This window comes from Dehalococcoides sp. UCH007 (genome assembly GCF_001010485.1).
Taxonomy (GTDB): domain Bacteria; phylum Chloroflexota; class Dehalococcoidia; order Dehalococcoidales; family Dehalococcoidaceae; genus Dehalococcoides; species Dehalococcoides mccartyi_A.
On sequence record NZ_AP014722.1, the window covers coordinates 301,852 to 327,437 of the forward strand.

Annotated in this window: 26 protein-coding genes and 1 tRNA gene; 17 read left to right on the forward strand and 10 right to left on the reverse strand. The window is 48.7% G+C overall.

All coding sequences use genetic code 11. The annotated features are described in order from the left end of the window. Nucleotides 1-47: 47 nt before the first annotated feature. The 3 genes from purQ to pdxS are packed head-to-tail and all read right to left on the reverse strand — an operon-like array spanning nucleotide 48 to nucleotide 4,568. Nucleotides 48-815 carry a phosphoribosylformylglycinamidine synthase I gene (gene purQ / locus UCH007_RS01585; RefSeq protein ID WP_046960888.1) on the reverse strand — a complete coding sequence of 256 codons (768 nt, stop codon included), beginning with the start codon at nucleotides 813-815 and terminating at the stop codon, nucleotides 48-50. A gap of 6 nt (nucleotides 816-821) precedes the next feature. After that, nucleotides 822-3,683, reverse strand: coding sequence for a phosphoribosylformylglycinamidine synthase subunit PurL (purL, locus tag UCH007_RS01590; protein ID WP_046960889.1), 2,862 nt, complete (start codon nucleotides 3,681-3,683; stop codon nucleotides 822-824). Nucleotides 3,684-3,686: 3 nt separating this feature from the next. After that, nucleotides 3,687-4,568, reverse strand: a complete 882-nt coding sequence (gene pdxS / locus UCH007_RS01595; RefSeq protein ID WP_012881658.1) for a pyridoxal 5'-phosphate synthase lyase subunit PdxS — start codon at nucleotides 4,566-4,568, stop codon at nucleotides 3,687-3,689. A gap of 183 nt (nucleotides 4,569-4,751) precedes the next feature. Here pdxS and UCH007_RS01600 point away from each other — a divergent pair, with 183 nt between their 5' ends. The 3 genes from UCH007_RS01600 (at nucleotide 4,752) to UCH007_RS01610 (ending at nucleotide 6,094) form a co-directional block, all read left to right on the forward strand. Beyond that, the gene (locus UCH007_RS01600) at nucleotides 4,752-5,150 is read left to right on the forward strand and encodes a Rieske (2Fe-2S) protein (RefSeq protein WP_023651935.1); all 399 of its coding nucleotides are present in this window, start codon (nucleotides 4,752-4,754) and stop codon (nucleotides 5,148-5,150) included. 76 nt (nucleotides 5,151-5,226) lie between these two features. Continuing rightward, nucleotides 5,227-5,301, forward strand: a tRNA-Thr gene (locus UCH007_RS01605). Nucleotides 5,302-5,329: 28 nt separating this feature from the next. Next, a complete protein-coding gene (locus UCH007_RS01610; RefSeq protein ID WP_046960890.1) occupies nucleotides 5,330-6,094 on the forward strand; it encodes a hypothetical protein in 765 nt (254 codons plus the stop codon). A 90-nt stretch (nucleotides 6,095-6,184) separates the two neighbouring features. Here UCH007_RS01610 and UCH007_RS01615 read toward each other — a convergent pair whose 3' ends face one another. Next, the gene (locus UCH007_RS01615; RefSeq protein WP_023651937.1) at nucleotides 6,185-7,330 is read right to left on the reverse strand and encodes a GuaB3 family IMP dehydrogenase-related protein; all 1,146 of its coding nucleotides are present in this window, start codon (nucleotides 7,328-7,330) and stop codon (nucleotides 6,185-6,187) included. 200 nt (nucleotides 7,331-7,530) lie between these two features. On the opposite strand from UCH007_RS01615, the gene rsmI reads away from it, so the two are divergent. The 4 genes from rsmI to UCH007_RS01635 are packed head-to-tail and all read left to right on the forward strand — an operon-like array spanning nucleotide 7,531 to nucleotide 11,261. After that, nucleotides 7,531-8,355, forward strand: coding sequence for a 16S rRNA (cytidine(1402)-2'-O)-methyltransferase (gene rsmI / locus UCH007_RS01620; protein ID WP_046960891.1), 825 nt, complete (start codon nucleotides 7,531-7,533; stop codon nucleotides 8,353-8,355). A gap of 24 nt (nucleotides 8,356-8,379) precedes the next feature. Then, the gene (locus UCH007_RS01625; RefSeq protein ID WP_010936165.1) at nucleotides 8,380-8,595 is read left to right on the forward strand and encodes a hypothetical protein; all 216 of its coding nucleotides are present in this window, start codon (nucleotides 8,380-8,382) and stop codon (nucleotides 8,593-8,595) included. Between the two features lie 8 nt (nucleotides 8,596-8,603). Beyond that, entirely contained in the window at nucleotides 8,604-10,265 is a 1,662-nt protein-coding gene (gene metG / locus UCH007_RS01630) for a methionine--tRNA ligase (RefSeq protein ID WP_046960892.1), read from the forward strand. Between the two features lie 21 nt (nucleotides 10,266-10,286). Further along, on the forward strand, nucleotides 10,287-11,261 hold the full coding sequence (locus UCH007_RS01635) for a polyprenyl synthetase family protein (RefSeq protein ID WP_041330619.1): 975 nt from the start codon (nucleotides 10,287-10,289) through the stop codon (nucleotides 11,259-11,261). A gap of 194 nt (nucleotides 11,262-11,455) precedes the next feature. Here the strand turns inward: UCH007_RS01635 and ftsH are convergent, their stop codons facing one another. After that, nucleotides 11,456-13,270: an ATP-dependent zinc metalloprotease FtsH gene (ftsH, locus tag UCH007_RS01640; RefSeq protein ID WP_046960893.1), complete on the reverse strand. Its 1,815-nt coding sequence runs from the start codon at nucleotides 13,268-13,270 to the stop codon at nucleotides 11,456-11,458. A gap of 71 nt (nucleotides 13,271-13,341) precedes the next feature. Further along, complete coding sequence (locus UCH007_RS01645) at nucleotides 13,342-14,172, reverse strand: TIM barrel protein (protein ID WP_023651943.1); 831 nt, start codon at nucleotides 14,170-14,172, stop codon at nucleotides 13,342-13,344. A gap of 113 nt (nucleotides 14,173-14,285) precedes the next feature. On the opposite strand from UCH007_RS01645, the gene rsfS reads away from it, so the two are divergent. Further along, nucleotides 14,286-14,636, forward strand: a complete 351-nt coding sequence (rsfS, locus tag UCH007_RS01650; RefSeq protein ID WP_231854724.1) for a ribosome silencing factor — start codon at nucleotides 14,286-14,288, stop codon at nucleotides 14,634-14,636. Here rsfS and ndk read toward each other — a convergent pair whose 3' ends face one another. The 4 genes from ndk to thiL are packed head-to-tail and all read right to left on the reverse strand — an operon-like array spanning nucleotide 14,637 to nucleotide 17,921. Continuing rightward, nucleotides 14,637-15,065 (reverse strand): nucleoside-diphosphate kinase, encoded by a 429-nt coding sequence (ndk, locus tag UCH007_RS01655; protein ID WP_010936172.1) that lies wholly within the window; start codon nucleotides 15,063-15,065, stop codon nucleotides 14,637-14,639. A gap of 9 nt (nucleotides 15,066-15,074) precedes the next feature. Further along, on the reverse strand, nucleotides 15,075-16,445 hold the full coding sequence (locus UCH007_RS01660; RefSeq protein WP_046960894.1) for a bifunctional tRNA (adenosine(37)-N6)-threonylcarbamoyltransferase complex dimerization subunit type 1 TsaB/HAD family hydrolase: 1,371 nt from the start codon (nucleotides 16,443-16,445) through the stop codon (nucleotides 15,075-15,077). Further along, nucleotides 16,423-16,914, reverse strand: a complete 492-nt coding sequence (gene tsaE / locus UCH007_RS01665; protein WP_012881670.1) for a tRNA (adenosine(37)-N6)-threonylcarbamoyltransferase complex ATPase subunit type 1 TsaE — start codon at nucleotides 16,912-16,914, stop codon at nucleotides 16,423-16,425. Before tsaE ends, UCH007_RS01660 begins: the two co-directional genes overlap by 23 nt. Next, nucleotides 16,911-17,921 carry a thiamine-phosphate kinase gene (thiL, locus tag UCH007_RS01670; protein ID WP_046960895.1) on the reverse strand — a complete coding sequence of 337 codons (1,011 nt, stop codon included), beginning with the start codon at nucleotides 17,919-17,921 and terminating at the stop codon, nucleotides 16,911-16,913. The genes tsaE and thiL overlap by 4 nt, the downstream gene beginning before the upstream one ends. Nucleotides 17,922-18,211: 290 nt before the next feature. On the opposite strand from thiL, the gene UCH007_RS01675 reads away from it, so the two are divergent. The 9 genes from UCH007_RS01675 to UCH007_RS01715 all read left to right on the forward strand — a co-directional run bounded on the left by UCH007_RS01675 (nucleotide 18,212) and on the right by UCH007_RS01715 (nucleotide 25,517). Continuing rightward, nucleotides 18,212-18,988, forward strand: a complete 777-nt coding sequence (locus tag UCH007_RS01675) for a class I SAM-dependent methyltransferase (protein ID WP_012881672.1) — start codon at nucleotides 18,212-18,214, stop codon at nucleotides 18,986-18,988. A 1-nt stretch (nucleotide 18,989) separates the two neighbouring features. Continuing rightward, nucleotides 18,990-19,757 carry a class I SAM-dependent methyltransferase gene (locus UCH007_RS01680; RefSeq protein WP_023651949.1) on the forward strand — a complete coding sequence of 256 codons (768 nt, stop codon included), beginning with the start codon at nucleotides 18,990-18,992 and terminating at the stop codon, nucleotides 19,755-19,757. A 2-nt stretch (nucleotides 19,758-19,759) separates the two neighbouring features. Further along, nucleotides 19,760-20,854 (forward strand): iron-containing alcohol dehydrogenase, encoded by a 1,095-nt coding sequence (locus tag UCH007_RS01685; RefSeq protein WP_041330628.1) that lies wholly within the window; start codon nucleotides 19,760-19,762, stop codon nucleotides 20,852-20,854. Beyond that, the gene (locus UCH007_RS01690) at nucleotides 20,838-21,758 is read left to right on the forward strand and encodes a prenyltransferase (protein WP_046960896.1); all 921 of its coding nucleotides are present in this window, start codon (nucleotides 20,838-20,840) and stop codon (nucleotides 21,756-21,758) included. Before UCH007_RS01685 ends, UCH007_RS01690 begins: the two co-directional genes overlap by 17 nt. Continuing rightward, nucleotides 21,758-22,360, forward strand: coding sequence for a class I SAM-dependent methyltransferase (locus UCH007_RS01695; RefSeq protein WP_046960897.1), 603 nt, complete (start codon nucleotides 21,758-21,760; stop codon nucleotides 22,358-22,360). The genes UCH007_RS01690 and UCH007_RS01695 overlap by 1 nt, the downstream gene beginning before the upstream one ends. 130 nt (nucleotides 22,361-22,490) lie before the next feature. Then, nucleotides 22,491-23,222: a metallophosphoesterase family protein gene (locus UCH007_RS01700; RefSeq protein WP_023651953.1), complete on the forward strand. Its 732-nt coding sequence runs from the start codon at nucleotides 22,491-22,493 to the stop codon at nucleotides 23,220-23,222. 19 nt (nucleotides 23,223-23,241) lie between these two features. Then, nucleotides 23,242-24,117, forward strand: a complete 876-nt coding sequence (gene rsmA, locus UCH007_RS01705) for a 16S rRNA (adenine(1518)-N(6)/adenine(1519)-N(6))-dimethyltransferase RsmA (RefSeq protein WP_046960898.1) — start codon at nucleotides 23,242-23,244, stop codon at nucleotides 24,115-24,117. Next, entirely contained in the window at nucleotides 24,111-24,965 is an 855-nt protein-coding gene (gene ispE, locus UCH007_RS01710; RefSeq protein ID WP_023651955.1) for a 4-(cytidine 5'-diphospho)-2-C-methyl-D-erythritol kinase, read from the forward strand. The genes rsmA and ispE overlap by 7 nt, the downstream gene beginning before the upstream one ends. A 54-nt stretch (nucleotides 24,966-25,019) precedes the next feature. Beyond that, complete coding sequence (locus UCH007_RS01715) at nucleotides 25,020-25,517, forward strand: rubrerythrin family protein (RefSeq protein WP_012881680.1); 498 nt, start codon at nucleotides 25,020-25,022, stop codon at nucleotides 25,515-25,517. The last annotated feature ends 69 nt before the right edge of the window (nucleotides 25,518-25,586 follow it).

A 25,586-nucleotide genomic window follows, 5' to 3' on the forward strand; every position in this document is an offset into this window, starting at 1 on the left:
AATGTATTTATTACAAAAAATAAATAAAACGGCTATATTTTGCGGCTTTAGACTTGGCGTACCCACTTTACGGCATTGGTAAATATTTTCAGCCCGTCGCCTTCTTTTTTCAAACCTTCCGCCGGCCAGCGCGGGTGCTGGCTGCCCCGGACAAAACGCTCAGGATGGGGCATGAGGGCAAATATCCGCCCGCTTTCGTCTGCTATGCCGGCAATATCCATCAGGGTGCCGGCTGGATTAGCCGGGTAGGGGGCGTTGCGTTTGCCGGCTTTGTCGGTATAGTAAACCACCGAATTCAGCTTGTTTATTACTTCAGGGTTTCCCAGCAGTTTGCCTTCGCCGTGGGCTACCGGCAGATACAGGCGGTCTATACCCTGGGTGAACACGCAGGTGGAAAAAGGATTTACCGAAAGGTATGTCCAGCGGCACTCAAAACGGCCTGAGTTGTTGTCTGTCAGGGTTATTTTCTGCCCGTCTTTCATGGGGCCCGGCAGTATACCGGTCTTGACCAGTGCCTGAAAGCCGTTGCAGATACCTATAATAAGCCCGCCGCTTTCGTGAAAACGGTTTATTTTTTCACCCAGTTTCAGGCGCACTTCATTAGCCAGTACCCGTCCCGCCCCTAGGTCATCACCATAACCGAAGCCGCCGGGAAAAGCCATTATCTGAAATTCGGCTAAGCGAGAAGGCTTTGCCAGAAGTTCGTTTATATGTACCATCTCTGTCTCGGAACCGGCCAGCTCAAAGGCATAAGATGTTTCAGTATCGCAGTTAGTACCGGGTGTGCGGAGTATCAGGGTTTTTACTTTACTCATTTCTACCTACCAGCGCATTGGCCTTTGCCAGGCCTCTTTCAGTTCGCTAACCGGAGTGTTCAAAAGAATATCAGTGCCGTTACACCCGGTTATGTACAACCGGTTTTCAGCAGTAACCTCTCCAATCAGCCCGAAGTCACTCGCCTGCATCAGCTTTTCAAATTCGGCCTTATGTTCGGGGGATACTTCTGCCAGAAAACGGCTGTTAGACTCTGAAAAGAGTATATAATCTTCCCGCGCTATCTTTTCAGAAAGAGGTACATCTGCCAGACGTATGTTTGCACCCAGTTTGCCGCTAAAGGCCATTTCAGCCGCCGCAATTCCCAGCCCGCCTTCGGATAGGTCATGGCAGGCAGCTACCAGCCCTTTGGCGGTAGCGGAAGAAAGGGCCTGCATATTTTCTTTGGCTCGTTTTGCATTTACAGCAGGAGCACGGTTACCTATGAATCCATGGTTTTTGAAGTAATGGGAGCCGCCCAGTTCTTCGGCGGTTTTCCCCACAATATAAATAAGGTTTCCGGATTTTTTAAAATCCATACTGACGGCCTTATCACCGTCTTCCATTACCCCTATGGCGGAAATAAGCAGAGTGTGGGGAATGGTAATCAGTTTATCTTCATAACGGAATTCGTTATTCAGGCTGTCTTTGCCCGAAATAAAGGGGGTTTCAAAGACCAGGGAAAGGTCATGGCAGGCCTGACAGGCGCGCACCAAATCCCCCAGGCTTTCAGGACGGCTGGCGTTGCCCCAGCTGAAGTTATCCAGCAGGGCTACCCTATCAAGGTTGCCGCCTACCGCAATAATCTGCCTTAGGGCTTCGTCTATAGCGGATGCGGCCATATTATAGGCATCTACGTCAGCATAGCTGGGGTTAATGCCGTTTGATATCACTACCGCTTTCTTTGAGCCAAGCACCGGGCGGATAACGGCGGCATCACCCGGCCCGTCATTTTCAGCCCCAGCCATGGCCTTAAGGACACTTCCGCCCTGAACTTCATGGTCATACTGGCGGATTATCCACTCCCGGCTGCACACATTCCAATGGGAAAGTATATTTTTAAGCTCGGTTTCAATATCTTTCGGGCAGTCAAAATTAGCTTCGGGGTGGTGGTGTTTATGGCGGGTGGCACTTAACTCCAGTTGCGGCCGCCCGTGATGCAGGAAGTCCATCTGCAAATCAGCCACCGGATTGTCTTCGTAAAAAAGCTTGAGGCGGCGGTCACTGCTGAATTCGCCTATGACCGATGCTTCTACCCCTTCGCTTTCAAAGAGTGACATAATCTCACCCAGTTTTTCTTTTTTAACTGCCAGCAGCATCCGTTCCTGGCTTTCGGATATCCATATTTCAGAGTAAGTCAGGCCGGAGTACTTCAAGGGTACTTTATCCAGATAAACTTTTACCCCAGTAGATTCGGCCATTTCACCTATGGCAGAGCTTAAACCCCCGCCGCCGCAGTCTGTAATGCGTACAAATAGCTCACGGTCACGGGCGGTAAGCAGGGTATCCAGCATGCGCTTTTCCACAATGGGGTTGCCTATCTGGACGGCGGTAAAAGACAGCTCGGTAGAGCGGTCATTCAGTTCTCCGGAGGCAAAGGTCACACCGTGTATGCCGTCACGCCCGGTACGCCCGCCAATCAGCACCACCAAATCACCTGCAGACTGCTTGCCCGGCAGGGCATATTTTTTGGGTATAAGGCCTATAGTACCGCAGTAAACCAGCGGGTTTGCGGTATAGCGTTCATCAAAAATGACAGCCCCGTTAACCGTGGGTATGCCCATACGGTTGCCGTAATCTGCCACGCCGGAGCGCACTCCTTTGAAAACGCGGCGGGGATGTAGTACTCCCGGGGGGAGTTTATTTTCGGGTAGATCAGGCTGGCCGAAACAGAATACATCTGTGTTGGCAATGGGTTTGGCGGCAAGTCCCGTGCCCAGTATGTCACGGATTACCCCGCCAATGCCGGTGGCAGCACCGCCGTATGGCTCAACCGCTGACGGGTGATTATGGGTTTCAGCCTTAAAGCAGACTCCCCAGTTGTCATCAAACTCTATCACGCCGGAGTTATCTACAAAAACAGATAAGCACCAGGGTTTATTAAGCTCAGCGGTGGCTTTGGCTATAGTCTGCTTCAGCAGGTTATTTATAATCTGGCCGTCATAATCCAGGGTGGCTTTAAAGGTTTTATGGCAGCAGTGCTCGCTCCATGTCTGGGCCAGGGTTTCCAGTTCGGCATCAGTGGGTGCCCGCCCCAATTTCAGGTAATGTTCATAAATAGCCGAAAGTTCTTGATGGCTCAGGCTGAACTCCTTGCCCAGCGAGGCCATGTTGTCTTTCAGCTTTTCGGCCAGCAGGTCAATTTTCCTCAGTTTAAAAGTATACTGCGGGTTAGGGGGGAAGGGGTTTGAACCGCTCTTAACCACGTGCTGGACGATGGGATTTATAAGCAGTTTATTGCCGATGGTTTTCAGTTCATCAGCCGAAATCTCCCCCTTAAGCAGGTAGCGTTTAGCTGTTCTGGCGGCAGTTACGCCCTTTATACCCAAATCAGAAATGGCTTTGAGTATAGTTTCCTGAACCGGGTCGGTTACCCCGGCGTTATAGGTAACTTCTATAGCCGAAAAGCCGTCAGCTTCCGCCTGCGGGCAGTCAGCGTCATATTTAAAGGTCTGGATTATTTTATCTGAAAGAAGCTCCTCAGAAATGGTCATGACTTCACTGTCTGAAAGCTGTCCCTCCAGCCAGAAAACGTCTATTACCCGTACTTCGGCAACTGAGGTAATACCAAGGTCTTGTATATCACGGCAAACACCGTTACCTCTGGGATCTGGCCACTCCGGTTTCAGGGAGACTTCTATTCTATGCACTTTTTACCAGCCCCTTTGGGAAATCAGCTTGTCGGGTTCTATCTGTTTTATATCCAGACCAGGCATGGCATCACCCAGCCCTTTGGATATTTCGGCCAGTACTTTGGCATCTTTATAGTGGGTTACTGCCTTTACTACGGCTTTGGCCATAGCTGCGGGGTTTGATGATTTGAATATACCCGAACCTACAAATACCCCGTCCGCCCCCAGCTGCATCATAAGGGCTGCATCAGCCGGGGTAGCTACTCCGCCGGCGGCAAAGTTTACTACCGGCAGTTTACCTGTTTTGTGAAGTTCAATCACCAGTTCCAGGGGTGCATTTATCTCTTTAGCATAGGCGGAAAGTTCGTCAGCAGACATGGATTGTACACGCCTGACAGAGCCCATAACGGAACGCATGTGGCGCACTGCTTCCACAATGTTGCCGGTGCCGGCCTCACCCTTGGTGCGTATCATAGCTGCGCCTTCGCCAATCCGCCTTAAGGCCTCGCCCAAATCACGGCAGCCGCAAACGAAGGGGACTTTAAAATCATGTTTCCAGACGTGGAAATTTTCATCAGCCGGGGTAAGTACCTCGGACTCATCAATGTAGTCAACCCCCATGGATTCCAGTATCTGGGCTTCTACGAAATGACCAATACGGCATTTGGCCATAACAGGTATGCTGACTACTTTCATAATCTGCTCGATAATAGTGGGGTCTGCCATGCGGGCAACGCCGCCGGCCGCCCTTATATCCGAAGGTACGCGCTCTAAAGCCATAACGGCGCAGGCGCCTGCTTCTTCCGCTATTTTAGCCTGTTCGGGGGTGGTTACATCCATAATCACCCCGCCTTTTAGCATTTGGGCCAGGCCAGATTTTACTTTAAAAGTACCGGTTTCCATATCTAATCTCCCCTGAGGGCTCTTCCGCCCTGTCCTATTCGGCTATATTCTACTATTTATGCTCCTTTGGGGCAAACATAATTGCATATTATTACAGCATCTGTCTGTTAATATGGTACTGTCTTTGTGCTATACTTTTGTAATCAAACGAGGAATTTTTAAAGTGAAAACAGGGAGGATTTGGTGAATATTTTCAAAGCTATAATGGGTAAATGTGATACCGCACCGTTAGCTGATGATGTTTGGAGTTTGATGGATAGCCAGATTACCCTTGATTTGGCAAAAGCTCCGGCACTATCTGAAAAGGGCGGGGCTGGTTATATGGCGGGCAAGGGGCTTGCCAAACCGGTGCTGGTAGTGCGCGGGCAGGATAACAATCTTTATGCTTATGAAAATGCCTGTCCCCATGGCGGACGCAAAATTGACCCCGTGGAGGGTGAATCCAGACTCCGCTGCTGCAGTGTAAACCACTCTACTTTTGATTATAATGGCAAGGTTCTTTCCGGACCTGCCCAGCATAAGCATGAACTACGGCGGTTGCTTACCAGCCAGGCTGACGGTAAACTTCTTATCAGTGTTTAGTATCTGGGTTTAAAGAATTCTGCGGAACTGCTGTCGGTAGTGACGGAAATATCCGTTATGCTATACTATTGCCTGCGCCAGCGTGGCTCAGAGGTAGAGCAGCGGTTTCGTAAACCGCCGGTCGGAGGTTCGAATCCTCTCGCTGGCTCCATTTATTTATGACGAGGTACGAAGCGATAATGAGCAAATTTATCGACAAGCTTAAAAATGTATCCAAGGGCTATGTACGCCCTATGGGTTTTAACGCGGTTGCCTCTGTTCCCCAGCCTAAAATGCTGCTCGCGGCGGAACTGGGTATAGAAGACCTGACGGATAAAGAAACATTTGGCGGGGCGGACGTAGTGATTGTTTCCGCCGGCAAAGCTAGTGCCAAGAAACTGAAAGAGACTGCAGATATGCTGGGCGATACAATCTGGGGTGTAGCGCTGGGTGATAAAGCAGCTGATGCCGAAAAAATGGCCAAGGCCGGTGCGGATTTTGTAGTTTTCAGCCCGGATGCTGAGGTATCACCCCTGACGGCTCTTGAAAAGACCGGCAAAATAATTATGCTTGAAAACAACCTGACTGATTTTATGATAAGGGCGGCGGACTGTCTGTCTGTAGGGGCGGTTATCGTGGGTGAGCAGGCAGATACAGCCGCTCTTAGCTGGCGGAAGATTATGCTCTACCAGCGTTTTGTGGATATATTGTCAAAACCATTTCTGGTAAGGGTAAGTTCAAATATCACGCTTTCGGAGCTCCAGTCACTCTGGGCTTTGGGTATAGACGGGGTATTGGTAAGCGGAAACGCAGGTTTGAAAGAACTGCGTACGCTGATAGACGGGGCGGAATGGGCGGCTAAACGCAAACGCGGGCATATGAGTGCCATTGTGCCATCTCTGAAAATGCCTACGTCCGAATCAGTTGCCCCTGAAGAGCCCGAAGAACCAGATGAAGATGATTAATTAAAGGCCTCTGTTTTAGGGCTGTGAATTTCAGCCAATAAAAAAGCCGGTTTAAACCGGCTTTTTGTTTTATATTTTATACAAAATACTTTATTGGCACTTGGAGAGCTGGTAGCTTTTACCCTCGGTGGTAATAGCCGGTGCAATAACCATTTCAACCTGCTGCATTTCGCGTATGTTGGAAGCGCCGCAGACACCCATGGATGTTTTAAGCGCACCAACCAGGTTTTGAGTACCGTCAGTAACGGAAGTGGGGCCAAACAGTATTTGCTCCAGACTGCCGGTAGTGCCCACTTTGATGCGGGTACCTCTGGGCAGGGAGGGGTGGGGATGAGACATACCCCAGTGATAACCCCGTCCGGGAGCTTCGGCAGCCTTGGCAAACGGTGACCCCAGCATGACGGCATCAGCACCGGCACAGATAGCCTTGCAGACATCGCCGCCCTTTTTAAAGCCGCCGTCGGTAATAATAGGCACATAACGGCCGGTTTCTTTATAATATGTTTCACGAGCAGCGGCGCAGTCCATACTGGCGGTTATCTGGGGAACGCCGATACCTAAAACCTCGCGTGAGGTGCAGGCAGCACCCGGACCAACCCCGATTATTACTCCGTGAACACCGGTACGCATAAGCTCAAGGCAAGCCTGATAGCTGACGCAGTTGCCAACCAGTACCGGGACTTTAATCATCTTTACAAATTCTTCAAAGATAAGCCCGTGGCTGCTCTTGGAGACATGGCGGGCTGAAGTGACAGTGGAAGCAACAGATATAATATCCGCTCCGGCTTCAACTGCTACGGGAGCCAGTTTTTTGGCATTAGCAGGCATCAGGGAGACGGCACAGACGCCGCCTTTGGCTTTTATTTCGCTTACCCGCTTGGTAATCAGGTGTTCTTTAATAGGTTCGGCAGTATAAATCTTCTGCATGAAGGCAGTTACTTCGTCAATGGGTTTAGATATAATCTGGTCAAGAATTTCCTGGGGGTTTTCATAACGGGTATAAATACCCTCCAGATGCAAAACAGATAAACCACCCATTTTGCTCATGGCAACCGCGGTATCCACATTGGTTACGGCGTCCATGGCCGAGGCGATAAAAGGAATGGCGAAGTTAATATTGCCGATTTTAAAATCAACTTCTACCTGTTCGGGGTTAACTGTTAACCCGCCGGGGACAATGGCTACCTCGTCAAAGCCGTAGGTACGCCTGAGGGTTTTAAATTCTGGTACTGTCATCTCAGCTCTCCTTACTATTAAACATGAACTATATCAGAGCCGGCAAAGCCAAGTCAAGGCAAGATGTTTGTTTCTATTATAACCCTGAAGGAGGTTAAAAAGTAGAGAGAAGTCAGGGCAGATTTAAGGGGCAGTATTTTCCGGCGGGTTTTCAGCTGCCAGTTTAGCCTTTAGGCTTATTCTGCTACAATAATAAGGTTATGGCTTTATATGTGGTGGCGACCCCTATCGGCAATCTGGAGGATATAACTCTCCGGGCACTGCGTGTGCTTTCAGAGGTAAAGCTGATTGCGGCGGAGGATACCCGCCATACCCGTAAACTGCTTTCCGCCCATAATATAAAGACCCCCCTGACCAGTTACTTTGAGCATAACCGCCTGTCAAAGCTGGATTATATTCTGGAGGTGCTGAGGGAGGGGGATGTGGCTTTGGTTTCAGATGCCGGTATGCCCGGTATTTCAGACCCCGGCTACGAACTTATCAAAGCCGCCCATGAAAACGGTATAAAGGTTGTGCCTGTGCCGGGGGCTTCAGCCGTGATAACAGCGGTAGCGGTATCCGGGCTGGACTCCGCCAATTTCAGCTATTTGGGGTTTCTGCCCCGCCAGAAAACTGAACGCCGGAAAGCCCTTTCGGAAGCGGCATCACTTGGTGTAAGTATTGTTATACTGGAAGCGCCCCACCGTTTGCGTGGTTGCTTGCTTGACATAAAAGAAATACTGGGAGACCGTGAGATAGCCCTCTGCCGTGAGCTTACCAAAATATATGAAGAAATATTCAGGGGCAGTATCAGCCAGGCTATCAGTCATTTTGACCAGCCGAGGGGTGAATTTGTGCTGGTGGTGGAGGGTTGTAAACCGCCCGTATCTCAGCCGGAGCTGACGGATGATATAATAAAGGAACTTAGCATACTCAAAAAACAGGGCAAACCGGCTAAAGAAGCGGTGGCTCTGGTAAGCCAAAAAAGCGGTCTGCCCAAAAAAGAAATCTACCGGGCTTGGCTTAAAATTAACAAAACCTTATAATAGGTAAAATTTGCGAGGTGTTTCATGAGGAGAGGATGTATTTCACTGGGAGATGTGGTTTGCACTGGCTGCAACAATAATATTCCCTATCCTGAGCGTTATTTGGCTGTAGACGAAGAAGACGGTAAAGAAGTAGACAAAGGTACTACCGTTCATTACTGTGTGGAATGCGCCCTGAAGAAAGGGTATGCCAGCTACAAAGAAGAAAAAGGCGAGAGAATTCTAACCTTTCTGCCCTGAGGATATAAATGAGCGAACGAATATTTATAGGTGTGGCTTGGCCTTACGCCAACAGCCAGTTGCATCTGGGGCATGTTGCCGGCGCTTATCTGCCGGCAGATATTTTTGCCCGTTACCACCGCACCCGCGGGGATGAAGTGCTTATGGTATCCGGTTCGGATATGCATGGCACTCCTATTACCATAAGGGCGGAGCAGGAGGGTATTACTGCTGCCGAAGTGGCAGAGCGTTATCACCGGCTGTTTATGGCTTCGTGGCCGAAGCTGGGCATAAGCTGGGATTGCTATACCTCAACTGCAACCGCTAACCATGCCCGCACCGCTCAGGAGATGTTCCTCAGCCTGTATGAAAAGGGTTATATTTATAAAGATACGGTTTGCCAGCCGTTTTGCCCCCGCTGCAACCGTTTTTTACCTGACCGCTATGTGGAGGGGACTTGCCCCCACTGCAAATATGAAGGTGCCCGCGGGGACCAGTGTGACAACTGCGGCAAACCCTTAAATGCGGCTGAATTATTGAATTTTCGCTGCAAAAACTGCGGCAATCCCCCCGAGTTTAAGGAAACCGAGCACTTTTTCCTGAAACTTTCGGCATTTGAAGAAGAACTGCTCCGCTGGGTGGAGAACAAAACCCACTGGCGGACCAATGTATTAAATTTTACTCTGCGTTATTTAAAAGAAGGCCTCAAAGACCGGGCTATTACCCGTGATTTGGACTGGGGTGTGCCGCTGCCGCTTCCGGGTTATGAGGGCAAACGGCTGTATGTCTGGTTTGAAGCGGTAATAGGCTATCTGTCTGCCAGTATAGAGTGGGCGGTGGCTAAAGGCCAGCCGGGTGAGTGGCAGAAATACTGGGGCGGAGATACTAAAAGCTATTATTTTATAGGCAAAGACAATATTCCGTTCCATACCATTATCTGGCCGGCTATGCTGATGGGTAAAGGCGGACTTAATTTGCCGTATGATGTACCTTCAAATGAATATCTCACTATAGAAGCCCAGAAGTTTTCCAAGAGCCGCAATAAGGCTATCTGGGTGGATGATGTTCTTTCACGCTACAGTGTGGATACCCTGCGTTACCTGCTTTCGGCCAATATGCCTGAAAGCTCTGATATGGATTTCTCCTGGAGGGAATTTGTCCGCCGCAATAATGACGAATTGGTAGCCACTTACGGCAATCTGGCCCAGCGGGTTTTGACGATGGTCTGCCGTAACTTTGACAACAAAGTACCCGAATACGGTGAGCTGGACGAACGTTCCCTGAACCTCATTGAGAAAACCAGCGCCATGCTGTCTGAAACAGACAAAGCCTTGCACGGCTGTAATTTCCGTGAGGCTATTAAACTGGCTATGTCACTGGCCCAGGAGGCAAACCGCTATCTGGATGAAAAAGCCCCCTGGAAAGAAATAAAGGTGGACAAAGCTGCCGCTGCCCGCAGTTTATACGTGGCCATGGCGGCTCTTTCCGGGCTTCGGGTGGCTTTTTACCCGTTTTTGCCGGAAAGCTCAAGCAGGCTCAGTACTTACCTGGGTTTCGGCTCTGAAATAGAAAAAGACGGCTGGGTGCTTAAAATGCCGGTAGCCGGGCAGGAAATGATACCGCCGGAGCCGCTTTTTAAGAAACTGGAAGATTCGGTTGTCGAAGAAGAAGCCGCCCGCATGGGGCTTTAGTATTTACCAGGAGGCAAGGTCTTGTTGAAACTTAGCTCTATCTACGCACCTATAAATGAAGGACTCAAAGGGGTTGAGGACGAATTTAAACTGGTATCCGAAAGACGGAAGCAGTCTTTTCCCGAAATGGCGGAAATGCTGGATTATATTCTGGTAGGGGGCAAGGTACTTAGGCCGGCCCTTTCCATGCTGTCTGCCATGTGCTTCGGTGCCGGCATAAAAAGAGTGTTGCCTTTGGCCACTTCTTCTGAAATGCTGCATATAGCAACCCTGGTGCATGATGATGCCATTGACAAGGCTGATACCCGCCGCAGCCGCCGCACTGTCAATTCCGTATGGGGGCTGGAAAAGGCTATACTTTTAGGTGATTTCCTTTTTGCCCATGCTGCCGAAACAGCAGCTGACACCGGTAATATGCGTATAGTTACTCTGTTTGCCCAGACTTTGCAGATAATAGCCTCCGGTGAGCTGAAGCAGGCTTATGCCAGTTTTAACCCTGACCAGAGCTATGAGAATTATCTGGAGAGGATATCCGGCAAGACAGCCGCTCTTTTTGTAATGGCCACCAAGGGCGGGGCTATACTGGCAGATGCTTCGACGGCTGACGAAGAAATAATGCGTTCTTACGGCTATAATCTGGGTTTAAGTTTCCAGATAGTAGATGATATACTGGATTTTGTGGGTAATGCAAAAGATATGGGCAAACCCATAGGTTCAGACTTGAATAACGGCACAGTTACCCTGCCGGCACTCCTCCTGATGGACCGTTATCCGGAAAGTAACCCCATCAAGGATATGCTGGGTGCAACAGATCGTTCCGCTCATGTTGCCAAAGCAGTGGAGATGATAAATTCATCAGATATTATAGACCTTAGCTACAAAGAGGCTAAACGCTATGCTGATTTGGCCTGCAAAGACTTGTCAAAGCTTCCCAAAACAGCTGCCCGCGAATCTCTCTACCAGCTGGCAGAGTTTATAGTTGAACGTAAAAACTGACAAGGAGATATAAGATGAAACTTATGGGTTGTCTGGGAAGTATTCTGGCTCTCATTGTGATTGTCTTTGTCCTTACCCATTTGAGTGAAATCTGGGATTGGCTGGAAGGTATTTTTGCCTGATAAAATAGAGTATTTTTTAATACAAAAAAGCCACCTTTAAGAAGGTGGCTTTTTGATTAATCCGGTATGGGTTTAGGCAGATTCGGATATGGGGAGTTCACCTACGAACAGGTTTTCCAAATCAACTCCTTCCAGAGTCTCTTTTTCAACTAATTTTTCGGCAATAAACTGCAGACGGTTTTTGTTTTCGGTGAGTATGGTTTTGGCCTTTTGATGGGCTTCTTCAATCAGCCCGCGCACTTCTTCGTCAATCATATCGGCCACTTTTTCGCCATAGTCCTTCTGTTCGGATATCTCTCGTCCCAAAAAGACCATTTCCTCTTTGTTGCCAAAGGTGCGCGGTCCCAGTTTGTCACTCATGCCGTAGCTGGTGACCATCTTGTGGGCAATATCGGTAGCCCGGCGAAGGTCATCTGAAGCACCGGTGGAAAGTTCTTTAAAGGTCAGCTCCTCCGCAACATACCCGGCCAGTAGCCCGGCCATCATGGCCTTGAACTGGGAGCGGGTCATCAGGTAACGGTCTTCATTTGGCAGCTGGCGGGTATGCCCCAGTGTCATGCCTCTGGCTACAATGGATATTTTATGGACAGGGTCAGCACCCTGTACCAGCCGAAGCACGAGGCCGTGTCCGGTTTCGTGGTAGGCGGTGACCTCTTTTTCCTGAGTGCTTATGCGGCGGCTTTTGCGTTCCGGTCCGGCAATAACTCTGTCAATTGACTCCTCAAGGTCTTCGGTTTCAACTACTTTGCGGTTCTTGCGGGCAGCCAGTATGGCGGCTTCGTTAAGCAGGTTTGCCAGATCCGCACCCGAAAAGCCGACTGTTTGCTTAGCCAGATTTTCCAGATTAACCGTATCTGCCAGAGGTTTGCCCTTGGCATGAATTTTCAGTATAGCTTCACGCCCTGTTATATCGGGTTTGTCCAGCACCACTCTACGGTCAAAACGGCCCGGGCGGAGCAGGGCTGGGTCAAGGATATCAGGGCGGTTGGTAGCCGCAATAACTATTACGCTGGTATCGGTATCAAACCCATCCATTTCCACCAGTATCTGGTTAAGGGTCTGTTCGCGTTCGTCATGCCCGCCGCCCAGTCCGGCACCGCGCTGGCGTCCGACAGCATCTATTTCGTCTATAAAGATAATGCAGGGGGCATTCTTTTTAGCCTGGTCAAACAAATCACGCACTCTGGAAGCGCCCACACCCACAAACATTTCAACAAACTCGGAGCCGCTTATAGAAAAGAAGGGAACGCCGGCTTCACCGGCAATAGCCTTGGCCAGCAAAGTTTTTCCCGTACCGGGAGGGCCTATCAGCAAAATACCTTTGGGAATGCGGGCACCCAGCGCCTGAAACTTTTCACGGGATTTTAAGAACTCTACTACTTCGCCCACTTCCTGTTTGGCTTCATCTACCCCGGCCACGTTGGCAAAGGTGATGGTGGGTTTATCCATATTAAAGAGCTTGGCTTTTGAACGGCCGAAAGAGACTGCCTGGTTGTTGGCGCCTCTTGCCTGGGTGAAGATAAAGATAAGCAGACCGCCGAATATTAGGAAGGGCAGATAGGTAAGAATCATAGTGCCCCAGTCCAGTCCGCCCGCCGGCTGGATATTTACCTTTACATCAGTCAGGTCTAACCCCTCAATTTCGTAAATGCTGGCTATGTATTCCTTTACGGTGGTAAGTTTTGTGCCGTCAGTAGTGGTTACTTCTATGTTTTCGCTGTCAACCGTTATTTCGGCAATCTTGTGTTCCTGAGACAGGGTTATAATCTGGCTCAGGGGCACTTCCTCCGGTTTCTGGGCGTTCGGCACCAGAAACGAAAAGATTGCTATGATAGCCACCAGCATCACGACATACATAATGGTGCTGCGTTTCCAATTTGAATTCATTTGGTACCTCAAAATTTCATGTAGTATGGGACATATTAAGTAAATTATAGCATATAAGGATTTTGGCGTCTTTACGCCAGCGAGAAGTATGTCTCTTTCAGGAGCAGGGCATCTTCCTCAATGTTTGGGCTCTCACAGATTACCAGCCCGGCACAGCCTGTGTCGCGCAGGCAAAGTAACAGCTCCTTATAGTTGAAATCTGACTCTGCCAGATTCAGGTGCTGTTTTTCCCCACGGGGTGAGTAGTCTATACCCGAAATATGAATGTGCATATTTTTAAGTGTTTTTTCACCCAGATAATCTGCCATGGTATTTAACATAAAACTAAACTCGGAGTAGGAGTTGAATTTGCCGGTGCGGGCATGATAATGGGAAAAGTCTATGGTCGGCAGCAGGCCGGGTATCTCGCTGCAAAGTGCCATAGTCTCCTTTAGGTCTCCGAACTGGGTGACTTTGCCGCTTACTTCGGGGCGGAGACTTATCTGAAAGCCCTCTTCCTGAAGACGTTCAGCCACCGGGCGGATATTATCCCGTATGGCTTCGTAGGCAGCAGAAGGAGAATCTGTCAGGTAAAAACCGGGGTGGAATACCAGAGACCCCGCCCCGCAGAGTGATGCCATTTTGGCGGACTGGTACAGAAGGTGCTGGCTCATTTTGACCTTGTTTTCTTCAACTGCATTAAAGTTCAGGTAGTATGGGGCATGGGCAGACAGCTTTATGCGGAGAAGCTCTGAAAGTATGCGTACCGGGTTAGTATCCGGGGCTTTCATGTATACCCCGCGGACAAACTCTATTTCCATGCCGTCCAGCCCCAGTTCCGCCACCCGGTGGATACCGTTCTGGGTGGTGTGTTTGGGGGTGGAATAGGGAATGCCGGCGGTGCCGAAAAGTAAACCTGCCATAGGGTATAAGTATATCAGATGTGTTCGGCATTTAAAAAACCTCAGGCCTGTTTTAGCCTTATTACAGCCCGCAGCGGGTTGTATGCTATACTAAAAACAGATTTTTGGGGAGGGTGCACTTGGAATCAATAGATATTGCCCGGCAGATGGTAAGTATAGCCAGTGAGAAACAGGCTGAAGATATAGTCCTTCTGGATGTCAGGGAGCTGGTTAGTTACTGTGATTATTTCGTGCTGATGAGCGGCGCTTCCGGTCGCCAGCTTTCGGCTATTGCGGATACGGTTGAAAAGACCTTTAAACCCCTTAAAATAGGGCCGCGTCACCGTGAAGGTGACGCGGATTCAGGCTGGATACTGCTTGATTTCGGCGGGGTGATTGCCCACATATTCACCCCTGAAATACGCTCTTACTATAAGCTTGACCGTCTCTGGGAGAATGCCCCCAAACTAGTTGCCGTGCAGTAACTAACGGCGGTCGTAGTTTACCAGTTCGCTTTCGCTGAAAAACAGGCTTATTTCATGTTTGGCGTTTTCAGCCGAGTCTGAGCCGTGGACAGTATTCTGCTCTATATTTATACCCAAATCTCCCCGTACCGTACCCTTTTCAGATTTGGCAGGGTCAGTGGCACCCATAGCCTTGCGCATTTTCTCAACGGCATTTTCGCCCTCAAAAACAGCGGCTACAATAGGGCCTGAGGTGATGTAAGTGACCAAATCCTTGAAAAAGGGGCGTTCCCGGTGGGGGGCATAGTGCTTGTCAGCTAAAACGGCGTCCATCTGGAGCATCCGCAGGCCAATCATTTTCAGCCCCAGTTTTTCCATTCTGCCCAGTATTTCGCCGGACAGGCCGCGGTTAACGCCGTCAGGCTTAACCAGTAAAAGTGTTCTTTCCATATTTCTCCTTTATTTAGCGCCGGCCAAACCTATAAAACCGGCTATATCTTCTACACTAATCTTGCCCAGGGTGTCAACTATCATATCAGCTTCGCTCAGGGCTTGGGGTTGCTGGCTGTTAGTAACAGCTATGCATTTCATACCGGCTTTCTTGGCGGCTTCCACTCCGGCGGGTGCGTCTTCTATTACCAGGCACTCTTCCGGGCTGGCGCACAGTCTGGCGGCCGAGAGTAAGAATACCTGGGGGTTGGGCTTGCCCTTGGTGACATCTTTTTCGCTGACTGTAGCCAGGAAGTAGTCCCCTATACCCAGTTTGGTCATAACCAGCTTGATATTGGCCAGCGGTGCCGAAGATGCAATAGCCATGCGGTAACCGGCTGCTTTCAGGGATTTTAAAAGTTCTATCACACCGGGAAATAGCTTTATCTCCTGTCCGGCGTATTCACGGAAAAGGTGTTCCTTGCGGTCAGCCAGAGTGTGGATGGTATCCGCGTCTGATTTTTCACCCAGCACCGAGTAAATTATCATGTCATTCCGCAGGCCGAAGGTACGGTAAAAATCTGCTTCGGAAAAAGTATAACCTATCTCCGCAAAAGTAGTCTGCCATGCCCGCATATGAAAGGGGGCGGAATCTGCAATTACCCCGTCCATATCCCAGATAACGGCTTTGTTTTGGGAGAGCGGCAGGCCGGTGCGGTGTTTGCGGGGGGATATCTGGGGGCGGCGCAGGTAAAGCGGCTGCAAACCGGCAGGGCTGTCAGTCAGGCCGTCTTCAATCCTCTTTTTAGCCAGCCTTGCCAGCGAGGCTGCCCTTGAGGGGCGTATATCAGCCGGGGCAAATACTGTTTTTTTATCTCCAAGCAGGGTCTTAAGTTCGGCTTGGCTGGTTTGGCTTATCGGCCCGCAGATAACACAGGGTTCACTGACTTCAGCGGCCAAATCAGCCAGATTGGTGATATAGGGTTTAGCCACTTCTTTTAAGCCATCTCCGTCCTTTTGGTAAACTGCTGCGGCATATTCCTGCTGACCCGAAGGTAAGAGCGCCCATACTTTAAGGCCGCTTGCCAGATAGGGGTAGGCGGCCAGCTCCAGTGTGCCGATACCGCACAAGGGGATATCCAGAGCAAAAGCCAGGCTTTTGGCAGTGCTCAGGCCTACTCTTAAGCCGTTAAAACTGCCCGGCCCTATGGAAACCGCAATGGCGGAGGCATCTTTAAGGCTTAGCCCGGCTGACTCAAGCAGCCACTCCAAACGGGGCAACAGCTCTACCGTCTGGTTCTGGTGACTGAGCCAGTTGTACTGGGCAACTATTTCATTATCTTTAAGGATAGCCACCCCGGTATCCGGGGTGGCAGTATCAATGGCTATTAAAACCGGCATCCTTTACCCTCTGTGAAATCTCATTTAACAGCTCTTCATAGCGGATACCCCAGGCATATAGGGTCAGCTCACGTTTATCATCATCAAGATAGGCTATTTCTATCCGCAGGTTTTCTGAAGGCAGCAGTTCGTCGGCTTTATCAGCCCACTCTACCACAGTTACTCCGCTGCCGTACAAATAGTCATCCAGACCCAGTTCTTCTATCTCTTCGCTCAGGTCCAGACGGTATAAATCTATGTGATACAAAGGTAAACGTCCGTACATCTCACGCACGAGCACAAACGAAGGGCTCAAGGCATTTTCGGTAATATCCAGTCCCTTTGCCAGTCCCTGGGTCAGGTTAGTTTTGCCTGCTCCAAGGTTTCCCACCAGGAAGATAATATCCCCGGCTGATGCCAGTTCGCCTATTATCTTTCCCAGATCCTGGGTTTGCTGGGTACTGTGACTCACCAGTTCAAGTTGATTCATTTTGGTTTCTTAAAATGCTCCCAGCCGTTCTTTCCCGGCTGAAGGGCCCTCCCATCTTTATCCATTAATCTTAATTCCTCCGGTTTACCCGGAATAATCTCACCTATGACAGTAACCGGTATAGGACTCTGCACCGAAATTTGCTCTATCACCTCGGCAGAGGCGGTAAACAACAGTTCGTAATCTTCACCCCCGTAAAGGGCCATGTTTTGGGCTTGAAGGGGGTAGCAAAGACGCAGGCTGGGGTGGAGGGGCAGCTTACCAAGATCAATTCTGGCACTTACCCGGCTCTGCCTGAGTACATGCCCAAGGTCAATCACCAGCCCATCACTAATATCTATACAGCAACGGACGCCCTCTTTAACCAGCAACCTGGCTTCATTTATCCGCGGTTCAGGGCGGTAAAAGGAGCGGTAAAATATCTCACGACTTTCGTCAGGGACTTTTGTTTGGTTTAGCAGCATATCCAAACCGGCAGCAGCACTGCCCAGATAACCGGTAACAGCTATTTTCTGCCCTGCCTGAGCAGCATTTCTGGTAAGCAGGCGGTTCGGGTTTTCCACCGAACCCAGCAAAGTGACAGCCAGGTTTATTATGGATGACTGGTTGGTATCACCGGCTATTATAGCAATCTGGTATTTTTCAGCCAGACTGTACATGGCGTTATAGCAGTCTGTCACGCTGGAAACGAGCGTATCCGGCGGCAGGTCAATATTAACTATGGCATATTGAGGGACTCCCCCCATGGCGGCAATATCGCTCATATTTATTGCCATGGCTTTGTAACCCAAATCTGCCCAGCAAAGCATGTTGCGGTTGAAATGTACGTTTTCAATCAGGCTGTCCACGGTGACCAGCTGATATCCCTGCGGCAGAAAAACAGCGGCATCATCACCAATATCAATTATTAAGTTTTCACGGGCAGGGGTGTTTACAGCAGACTTTTGGTGTAAAAGATTGTTCAGCTTGTCTATCAGCTGGCATTCGCCTATGTCAGAAACCTTCATAATGCAAAGATTATACCATTTTTCATGCGGTGCCTGCAGTGCTGAAAATAGTCATTTTGTAAAATTCAGGGGGTGGTTTTTCAGATTTGGCTTACGTATGAGTTGCGAATGGGGTCAACCTTGACAATTAATACATTGAGGAATATGATTGGTCTTTGAAATCGCCATCAATATGGCGTTTTTATTTGGCACTTACTCAAAAAAGCTGAGTTTTGTCATTGCTAACTCTCCGTTTCAATGACTTCAGATACGGTATATGTTTAAATAAATGCTTCAAAAGGTGATAGCTGATGAGTAGTTTGGCCGAAGCGCCTATCCAGGATCCCGGATTTGACTCTGAAGAGGCGCATAAACGTAAACAGTACATGGTTGACTTGTTCGTAGTTCAAGCGAAAAACTATGATTTCCACGATGATGTCTTCGGGCTTTATGCCCACCGTTTTTGGATGCGGACTGTTCTTAAGATTGTCGGTAAGTTTGTGAAAGGCCGCACCAGTACCAAAATGCTTGATTTGGCTTGCGGCACCGGCTTTGTTACCTTCAATACGGCCCGGAACTTCGAAAACATTGATATAGACTCCTTTGATATCAGCCCCGATATGCTGGCGGTTGCCAAGGAGCGTTACGAAAAGTATTTCAAAGGGCGGAGTATAAAGTTCTGGCAGGGTGATGCCGAAGTTCCCTTTGGCGAAGAGAAATACAATTTGATAACCACCAGTTTCGCTTATCGCAACTTTGCCAACAAAGGGCTGGCTACCGAGAATGTTTTCCGTGCCTTGAAACCGGGCGGTCTCTTTATTATTCAGGACCTTACCAAACCTGAACACCACCCCATGCGCGGACTGTATATATTCTATATGAAATATATTTTGCCTTTGTTTACCAGTATTTTGGGTACCGAAAAATCGGCTGCCCGCTGGCTTTATAAATCTGCTATGATGATGCCCACTAACGGGCAAATTGTAAAACTAATGGAAAGCAAAGGCTTTGAAAAATGCCAGTATAAGAGCTTGTCGCTGGGTATTGCCTGCGTAATCTGGGGCTATAAACCGGAGAAATCAGAATAAAATGAGCAGTGTAGATGTGAATGTGAAAGACCCCGGTTTTGAGTCTGAAGAGGCTCAGGCCCGCAAACGTTATATGCTTCAGTTATTTGGTTTTCAGGCCAAACATTATGACCTGCATGATGATATTATGGGTTTGGGTATTCATCGCCGCTGGGGCAAAGAGATGGTTTTGGAGATACTGACCTATACCCGCAATATGCCGCAGGTAAAAATGCTGGACCTTGCGTGCGGTACGGGTTTTGTTACCTTTAATACTTTGCGCTACATGAAAAATGTGGATATAGACGCCTTTGATATCACCCCCGAAATGGTGGAAGTAGCCAAGGGACGTCTCAAGAAGAATTATCCGGACCGCAACGTGAAATTCTGGGTGGGTGATGCCGAAATACCCTACGGTGATGCCAAATACGATGTTATCGGCACTTGCTTTGCCTTCCGCAATTTTGCCAACAAAAATCTGGCTGCCTCTAATATCTTCAAAGCACTTAAACCGGGCGGTCTGCTGGTTTTACAGGATATGACCAAACCCGAAAAACAGCCTTTCCGTGGTATTTACCTGTTTGCCTTGAAGAATCTGATGCCCATTATGGCTCGGATAATTGGTACAGAAAAAAAGTCTGCCCGTTATCTGGCAAATTCGGTGTTGGCCATGCCTAGTAACGCGGAAATAATGGCTATACTCCAAAATCAGGGTTTTATAAATATCAAATCCCACTATCAGAGTGGCGGTATGGGTACACTGACTGTTGCCTATAAGCCGGAGAATTAGACATGGGTAAAGTGGATACACTGGCTTATGACATTGGGAATAACCGTACCCGTCACGTATATATAGGCAACGATATACTGAATAGTCTGCCGGAATATGCACGTGAACTGAATGCGGACAAATTTTTTATTATTACCGATTCCAATCTTGAAAATATCCTGAAGGATAAAATCAAAGATTTGCTTTCCGGGGTGACCGAAACCCACCTGTTGGCTTTCCCTGCCGGTGAAGCCTCAAAAACTCTGTCTACTCTGGAAGACATAGGCTCAAAAATCCTTGACCTTAGGGCTACCAAATCTAGCGTTATCGTCTGCCTGGGGGGCGGGGTAGTGGGTAATCTGGGCGGCCTGACCGCCGCACTCCTTTTCCGCGGTCTGCGCTTTTTCCATATTCCTACCACCATGGTTGCTCAGATAGACAGTGCCATTGGCCAGAAACAGGCTGTTAACTACAAAATGGGTAAAAACCTGTTCGGCCAGTATTATGCCCCGGAGTTTGTCTTTATAGATTTTGATTTTCTCCGGACTTTGCCCGAACGCCAGATACGGGCCGGTTTGGCCGAATCTGTGAAACACGGCTTGTGTCAGGAGTCCTCCTTTTTTGACTATATAGAAGAACATGCCGGTGATTATTCGCCGAAAGTTATAGATTACATCTCCCGCCACACCATAGAGCTTAAGCTGGAGCTGCTTAAGATTGACCCGTTTGAGGGTAAGCTTGACCCCCAGCTGGAGCTTGGACATACCATAGGCCATGCGGTGGAGATTATTAAAAACGGCCAGCTTTTGCATGGTGAGTCTATTGCTATAGGTATGGTGGCTGAGGCCGCCCTTTCCTGTGAAATGGGTTATATGAAGCCCGAACTGGCCGCTAAAATAGAGCGTATTTTCAAGAAGCTGGGTTTGCCCACTCGTATTCCGGCGGATGTTCCTCTAGAAGGGGTGATGGAAGCCCTTCGCTATGATAACAAACGCCGTACTGCCCGTACAGACTTCTTTTTGCTTGAGGATTTTACCCGCTTCCACAAGGAAAATGGTAAAATAGGTACCAAGGTTTCTGAAGAGGTTTTAAAGAAAGTTCTTGAAAGCGCTTACTAGCGAACGGCCGGATTTTCAGGACTGGATACAGGCCGCCCGTCTCAAGTTCCTGCCCCAGGGTGTAATGCCGGTGGTAATAGCCGGCGCTTTGGCTTTTTCCGAGGGTACGTTTGATATTGCCAATTTTGTCGTGGCTTTTTCAGCCGCTGCTGCTGTCCAGATTGGCCTTACCATGTTTAACGATACTCTTGATTATGTTTACGGTACTGATTGCAAACCTATAGATGCTAAAAACCCCTTCTCCGGAGGGAGCGGGGTATTCACCTGCGGGATTATAAAACCCCGCCAGTCGCTTTTGGTTATCTTCTCTCTGTATTTCTTCGCCCTGCTGTGTGCCATTTATATGGCGCTGGATATGGGCTGGGGAGTTATGTGGATTGCCATTATAGGTGCAGCTATTTCCATACTGTACTCTGCTAAACCTTTGCGGCTTGCTTACCACGGTCTGGGCGAACTTATGATGCTTATCGGTTACGGGCCGGTGCTGACCGCCTGGGGGTATTTTGTTCATACCGGTATGGTTAGTTCGGATATACTGCTGATAGGTGTTATACCGGGTTTGTGTATGTGGGCAATGATACTTATAAATGAGATACCTGATTATCTGGAAGACCGGGCAGCCGGCAAACGTAACTTGACTTACCGCTTAGGGCCAAAAAATGCCAAGAATCTGTTTTTTATTTCATTGCTAGTCCTATATGCTTATATACTGGCGCTGGTTTTCAACGGGATAATGCCGCCTCTTTCCGCTGTATCTTTAGGTGGTATTCCTCTGGCTGTTATGGCCGTCAGGATTGCTCATCGTTATTATAATGACCCCATAAAGGTAGCCATGGCCAATAAATTGATGGTCATAATATATTCGGTCACAACTGCTACGGTGGCCATAGGGATGTTGACATAATGGTAGCCCCCAGTTTTTTTGAAAAAGTTGCTCCGGTATACGAATTTTTAACCCGTATGTTTATGCTGGGTACATTTGAAAGTGCCCGTGACAGAATGCTTAACGAAGATACCTCGTCTTTCAGTGTCCTTGATCTTTGCACTGGTACCGGGTATATTGCTAACAAGATAGAAGCGAAGCGGATTGTAGGTTTAGACCAGTCTGTCCAGATGATGGCCCTTAATGACCGCACCAAACGCCCCAACAAAACTCTGGTACGGGGAAATGCCTATCATCTGCCGTTTGAAAATGGTGAGTTTGAGCGTATTTATTGCTCCAGTGCCAGCCATGAATTCAAGCTCTTCGGCAAGGTATTGGCGGAGTGTTTCCGTACCTTGAAGCCTGGCGGCAAGGTGGCTGTTTATGACATTTACCAGCCCAAAAACAAGTTTTATTCTCTGATAGTCAATACTATATACCGTTATCCTGTTGAACATAATATTATGTGGGTGCATACGCTAGAGGAATGGCGCAAGCTTTTGACTGAAGCCGGTTTTGAGGTGGAGGAACTGGAAGCTGTCAGGGGGGTATTTGTTTTTGTTCGGGCTCGAAAGCCCGCTTAAACAATTAGAGGTTAGATATATATTACAAACAGGCCTTCTTAAAAGGCCTGTTTTATTTTTCTATAACAGATACTGCCAAAAGCGGACAGTTCCCCACTTAACAAATTACACCCTTATGGTATCATTAGGTATGCGTTATGCGGTTATAGCGGACATACATGCAAATCTGGAGGCTTTAAATGCCGTTCTGGAAGATGCATATAAACGGGAAGCTGCCGAAATCTGGTGTTTGGGAGATATTGTAAATTACGGTCCTGACCCCATGGCCTGTTTGGAAATACTGAGAAATCGCAAGCATATGGCAGTAGCCGGCAACCATGACTTGGCAGTAGCCGGCAAAATAAACCATTCGTTATTTGAATTGGAAGCCGCCCGTTGTCTCGTTTGGACTAGAAATCAGTTATCCTCGGATATGATTGATTATCTTGCCTGTTTACCGAAAGTGACCTCTGATGGTGATTTTACTTTGGTGCATGGCAGTCTAAAGCGTCCCGAATGGGATTATATCACTACTCCACAGATTGCAGCTGAGAATTTCAGCCTTATGAATACCCCGTATTGTCTTGTTGGGCATACCCATATGCCTTATGTATTTACTCCCGGTCAAAATGGAATTTGCCGCGGTATTCCCCTGATGGCAGGCAGTATGCAACCACTTCGCCAGACAAGCCTGATAATAAACCCCGGCAGTGTTGGTCAGCCGCGGGATGGCAATCCACAGGCCAGTTACGGTATTTACAATGACGAATCTCGCACTTTTTGCCTTTACAGGGTGCCTTATAACATTTCTGCTACCCAAAAAAAGATGCAAAAAGCTAAATTACCCCCGTTTTTATCAGCACGATTGAGCAAAGGGCGTTAAATCTTTATAATAGGGGTACATGGAAAAAGATGCGCCTCTGTTAGCTGCCGGTGTACCTTCACTTATGGCTCAGGCCAAGGAGATGATGGAGGGTTATACCCTGAAAGCCCGCAAAGGGTTGGGGCAGCATTTTTTAATAAGTCAGGGCGTGCTGAATAAAATCCTTCTGGCTGCAGATTTGAAACCGACGGATACGGTTATAGAAGTGGGGCCCGGGCTTGGGGTGCTTACAGAAGAACTCCTTGAAAGAGCCGGGCAGGTCATAGCTGTAGAGCTGGATGACAAACTGGTAAACGCTTTGACCGAAAAATTCAAGGCATATCCCAATTTCAAGATTATCCATTCAGATATACTAAAAATCAGCCCTGAGGAAATACTGGGACAAAATATTCCTTACAAGCTGGTAGCCAATCTCCCTTATTACATAACCTCGGCTGTACTTCGCCAGTTTCTGGAAGCAGAAATAAAGCCTGAACTGATGGTGGTCATGGTGCAGAAAGAAGTGGCCAAAAACATGGTCGCCAAAACAGGGGACATGGGTCTTCTAACCCTGAGTGTGCGGTTTTACGGCAACCCTGCGTTGGTGGCTACTGTTCCGGCTGGGGCTTTTTACCCCTCGCCGGAGGTGGATTCGGCTATTGTAAAGGTGGTTATTCCGCAAACAACAATTATGGACGGGGTGTCTGCGGTTGATTTTTTTAAACTGGCCCGAGCCGGTTTCGGCACCCGCCGCAAAACACTTCTTAATGCACTTGCCCAAGGGCTGGGCATATCCAAACAGGATATACTGTTACTACTGGAAAGGTCTGGCATAGACCCTGCCCGCCGGGCAGAGACCTTAAGCATGGAGGAATGGAAAGGGTTATGCCTGGAATATACGGTGAACCCATGCTGACACTGCTGGCTCCTGCCAAAGTCAACCTTAGTCTGGAAGTACTCTACCGCAGAAATGACGGTTATCATGAGTTGCGAAGCATTGTTCAGTCTCTGAGTTTGTGTGACCGCCTGTCTTTCAGCCCCGCTAAAATGGTACAGATAAGCTCAGACAGCCCGGACTGGCAGCCCGAACATAGCCTAGTTTCGAAAGCAGTGACATTGTTTAGTGAAAGATGCGGGCAAAGCAGCGGGGTGAACCTCAAAATAGCCAAACGCATTCCTCTGGTTTCCGGACTGGGTGGAGACAGCTCTTGTGCGGCGGCTGTTTTGAAAGGGCTTAACAAGGTCTGGGGATGCGGTTATCCCTGCTGGCGGCTGATGGAAATAGGTGCAGAACTTGGTTCTGATGTCCCCTTTTTCATAATGGGTGGTACGGCTATGATGGAAGGACGGGGAGAAACGGTAACTCCTCTGCCTACCCTTAACCAGATGTGGGCGGTTTTGCTGGTTCCGCCAATTTCAATGCCGCCGGATAAGACTGCCGTTCTCTATCGCAATCTGCACCCGGACAGCTTTACCAGCGGTGAAATAGGTGATAAACTGCTGGAAGATATTTGTCATGGCAAGCTTAGCCCCAGCCTTTGTTTCAACGTTTTTGAGAAAGTAGCTTTTACCCTTTTCCCCGAACTGGTTAAATACCGCTGGCAGTTTTTGGAAGCAGGGGCATACCAGATATCTTTGGCCGGAGCAGGCCCGACCCTGTTTACCCTGCTTAAAGATAGAAATACGGCTGAAAAAATATATCATAACCTGTGCCAAAAAGGGCATCAGGCCTACTTGGTATCGACCTTGGGGCCGCTGGATTGATAAATCCCTTGGGGGTATCATATAGGGGTAACGCAAATATCAGGGAGGTGTTTAATGTCCAGTTCCGAAAATTTGAAAGCCGCTTTTGCCGGTGAGAGCCAGGCAAACAGAAAATACCTGTTTTTTGCCGATAAGGCTGAAAAAGAGGGTTTTGCCCATGTGGCACGTTTATTCAGGGCTGCAGCTGAGGCTGAAACCGTGCACGCCCGAAACCATCTTAATGTTTTAAAAGGGGTGGGTGCTACAGCTGCCAATCTGGAAGCGGCAGTTGAAGGAGAAAGTTACGAATTTAACAGTATGTATCCTGCTTTCATAAAAGAAGCCGAAGCCGAAGGAAATTCCTCAGCTTTGCTCAGCTTTAATCACGCCAACAAGGTAGAAAAAATCCACCATGGTTTGTTTGAGGCAGCCCTGAAAGAAGTAAAATCCGGCATCAAAGCTCCTGACCAGGTTTATTATGTGTGCCAGGTTTGCGGTAATACCGTACTGGGTACGGCTCCTGCCCGCTGTCCTATATGTGGTGCTCCTGCCTCTAGCTTTAGGGCTGTCTAGCCGAATTGTTCCATAAAACAGAGGGGGAAGTAATATTACTTCCCCCCTTTTAATTTTTAATATCATTCT

Coding starts and splice junctions, on each gene's coding strand:
- UCH007_RS01715 (WP_012881680.1), top strand. CDS start 25,020: ATGTCCAGTTCCGAAAATTTGAAAGCCGCTTTTGCCGGTGAGAGCCAG.
- rsmI (WP_046960891.1), top strand. CDS start 7,531: ATGGCTTTATATGTGGTGGCGACCCCTATCGGCAATCTGGAGGATATA.
- UCH007_RS01615 (WP_023651937.1), bottom strand. CDS start 7,330: ATGACAGTACCAGAATTTAAAACCCTCAGGCGTACCTACGGCTTTGAC.
- purQ (WP_046960888.1), bottom strand. CDS start 815: ATGAGTAAAGTAAAAACCCTGATACTCCGCACACCCGGTACTAACTGC.
- thiL (WP_046960895.1), bottom strand. CDS start 17,921: ATGAAGGTTTCTGACATAGGCGAATGCCAGCTGATAGACAAGCTGAAC.
- UCH007_RS01700 (WP_023651953.1), top strand. CDS start 22,491: ATGCGTTATGCGGTTATAGCGGACATACATGCAAATCTGGAGGCTTTA.
- UCH007_RS01625 (WP_010936165.1), top strand. CDS start 8,380: ATGAGGAGAGGATGTATTTCACTGGGAGATGTGGTTTGCACTGGCTGC.
- metG (WP_046960892.1), top strand. CDS start 8,604: ATGAGCGAACGAATATTTATAGGTGTGGCTTGGCCTTACGCCAACAGC.
- UCH007_RS01675 (WP_012881672.1), top strand. CDS start 18,212: ATGAGTAGTTTGGCCGAAGCGCCTATCCAGGATCCCGGATTTGACTCT.
- ftsH (WP_046960893.1), bottom strand. CDS start 13,270: ATGAATTCAAATTGGAAACGCAGCACCATTATGTATGTCGTGATGCTG.
- ndk (WP_010936172.1), bottom strand. CDS start 15,065: ATGGAAAGAACACTTTTACTGGTTAAGCCTGACGGCGTTAACCGCGGC.
- UCH007_RS01680 (WP_023651949.1), top strand. CDS start 18,990: ATGAGCAGTGTAGATGTGAATGTGAAAGACCCCGGTTTTGAGTCTGAA.
- pdxS (WP_012881658.1), bottom strand. CDS start 4,568: ATGGAAACCGGTACTTTTAAAGTAAAATCTGGCCTGGCCCAAATGCTA.
- UCH007_RS01610 (WP_046960890.1), top strand. CDS start 5,330: ATGAGCAAATTTATCGACAAGCTTAAAAATGTATCCAAGGGCTATGTA.
- ispE (WP_023651955.1), top strand. CDS start 24,111: ATGCTGACACTGCTGGCTCCTGCCAAAGTCAACCTTAGTCTGGAAGTA.
- UCH007_RS01660 (WP_046960894.1), bottom strand. CDS start 16,445: ATGCCGGTTTTAATAGCCATTGATACTGCCACCCCGGATACCGGGGTG.
- rsmA (WP_046960898.1), top strand. CDS start 23,242: ATGGAAAAAGATGCGCCTCTGTTAGCTGCCGGTGTACCTTCACTTATG.
- tsaE (WP_012881670.1), bottom strand. CDS start 16,914: ATGAATCAACTTGAACTGGTGAGTCACAGTACCCAGCAAACCCAGGAT.
- UCH007_RS01645 (WP_023651943.1), bottom strand. CDS start 14,172: ATGGCAGGTTTACTTTTCGGCACCGCCGGCATTCCCTATTCCACCCCC.
- UCH007_RS01695 (WP_046960897.1), top strand. CDS start 21,758: ATGGTAGCCCCCAGTTTTTTTGAAAAAGTTGCTCCGGTATACGAATTT.
- UCH007_RS01685 (WP_041330628.1), top strand. CDS start 19,760: ATGGGTAAAGTGGATACACTGGCTTATGACATTGGGAATAACCGTACC.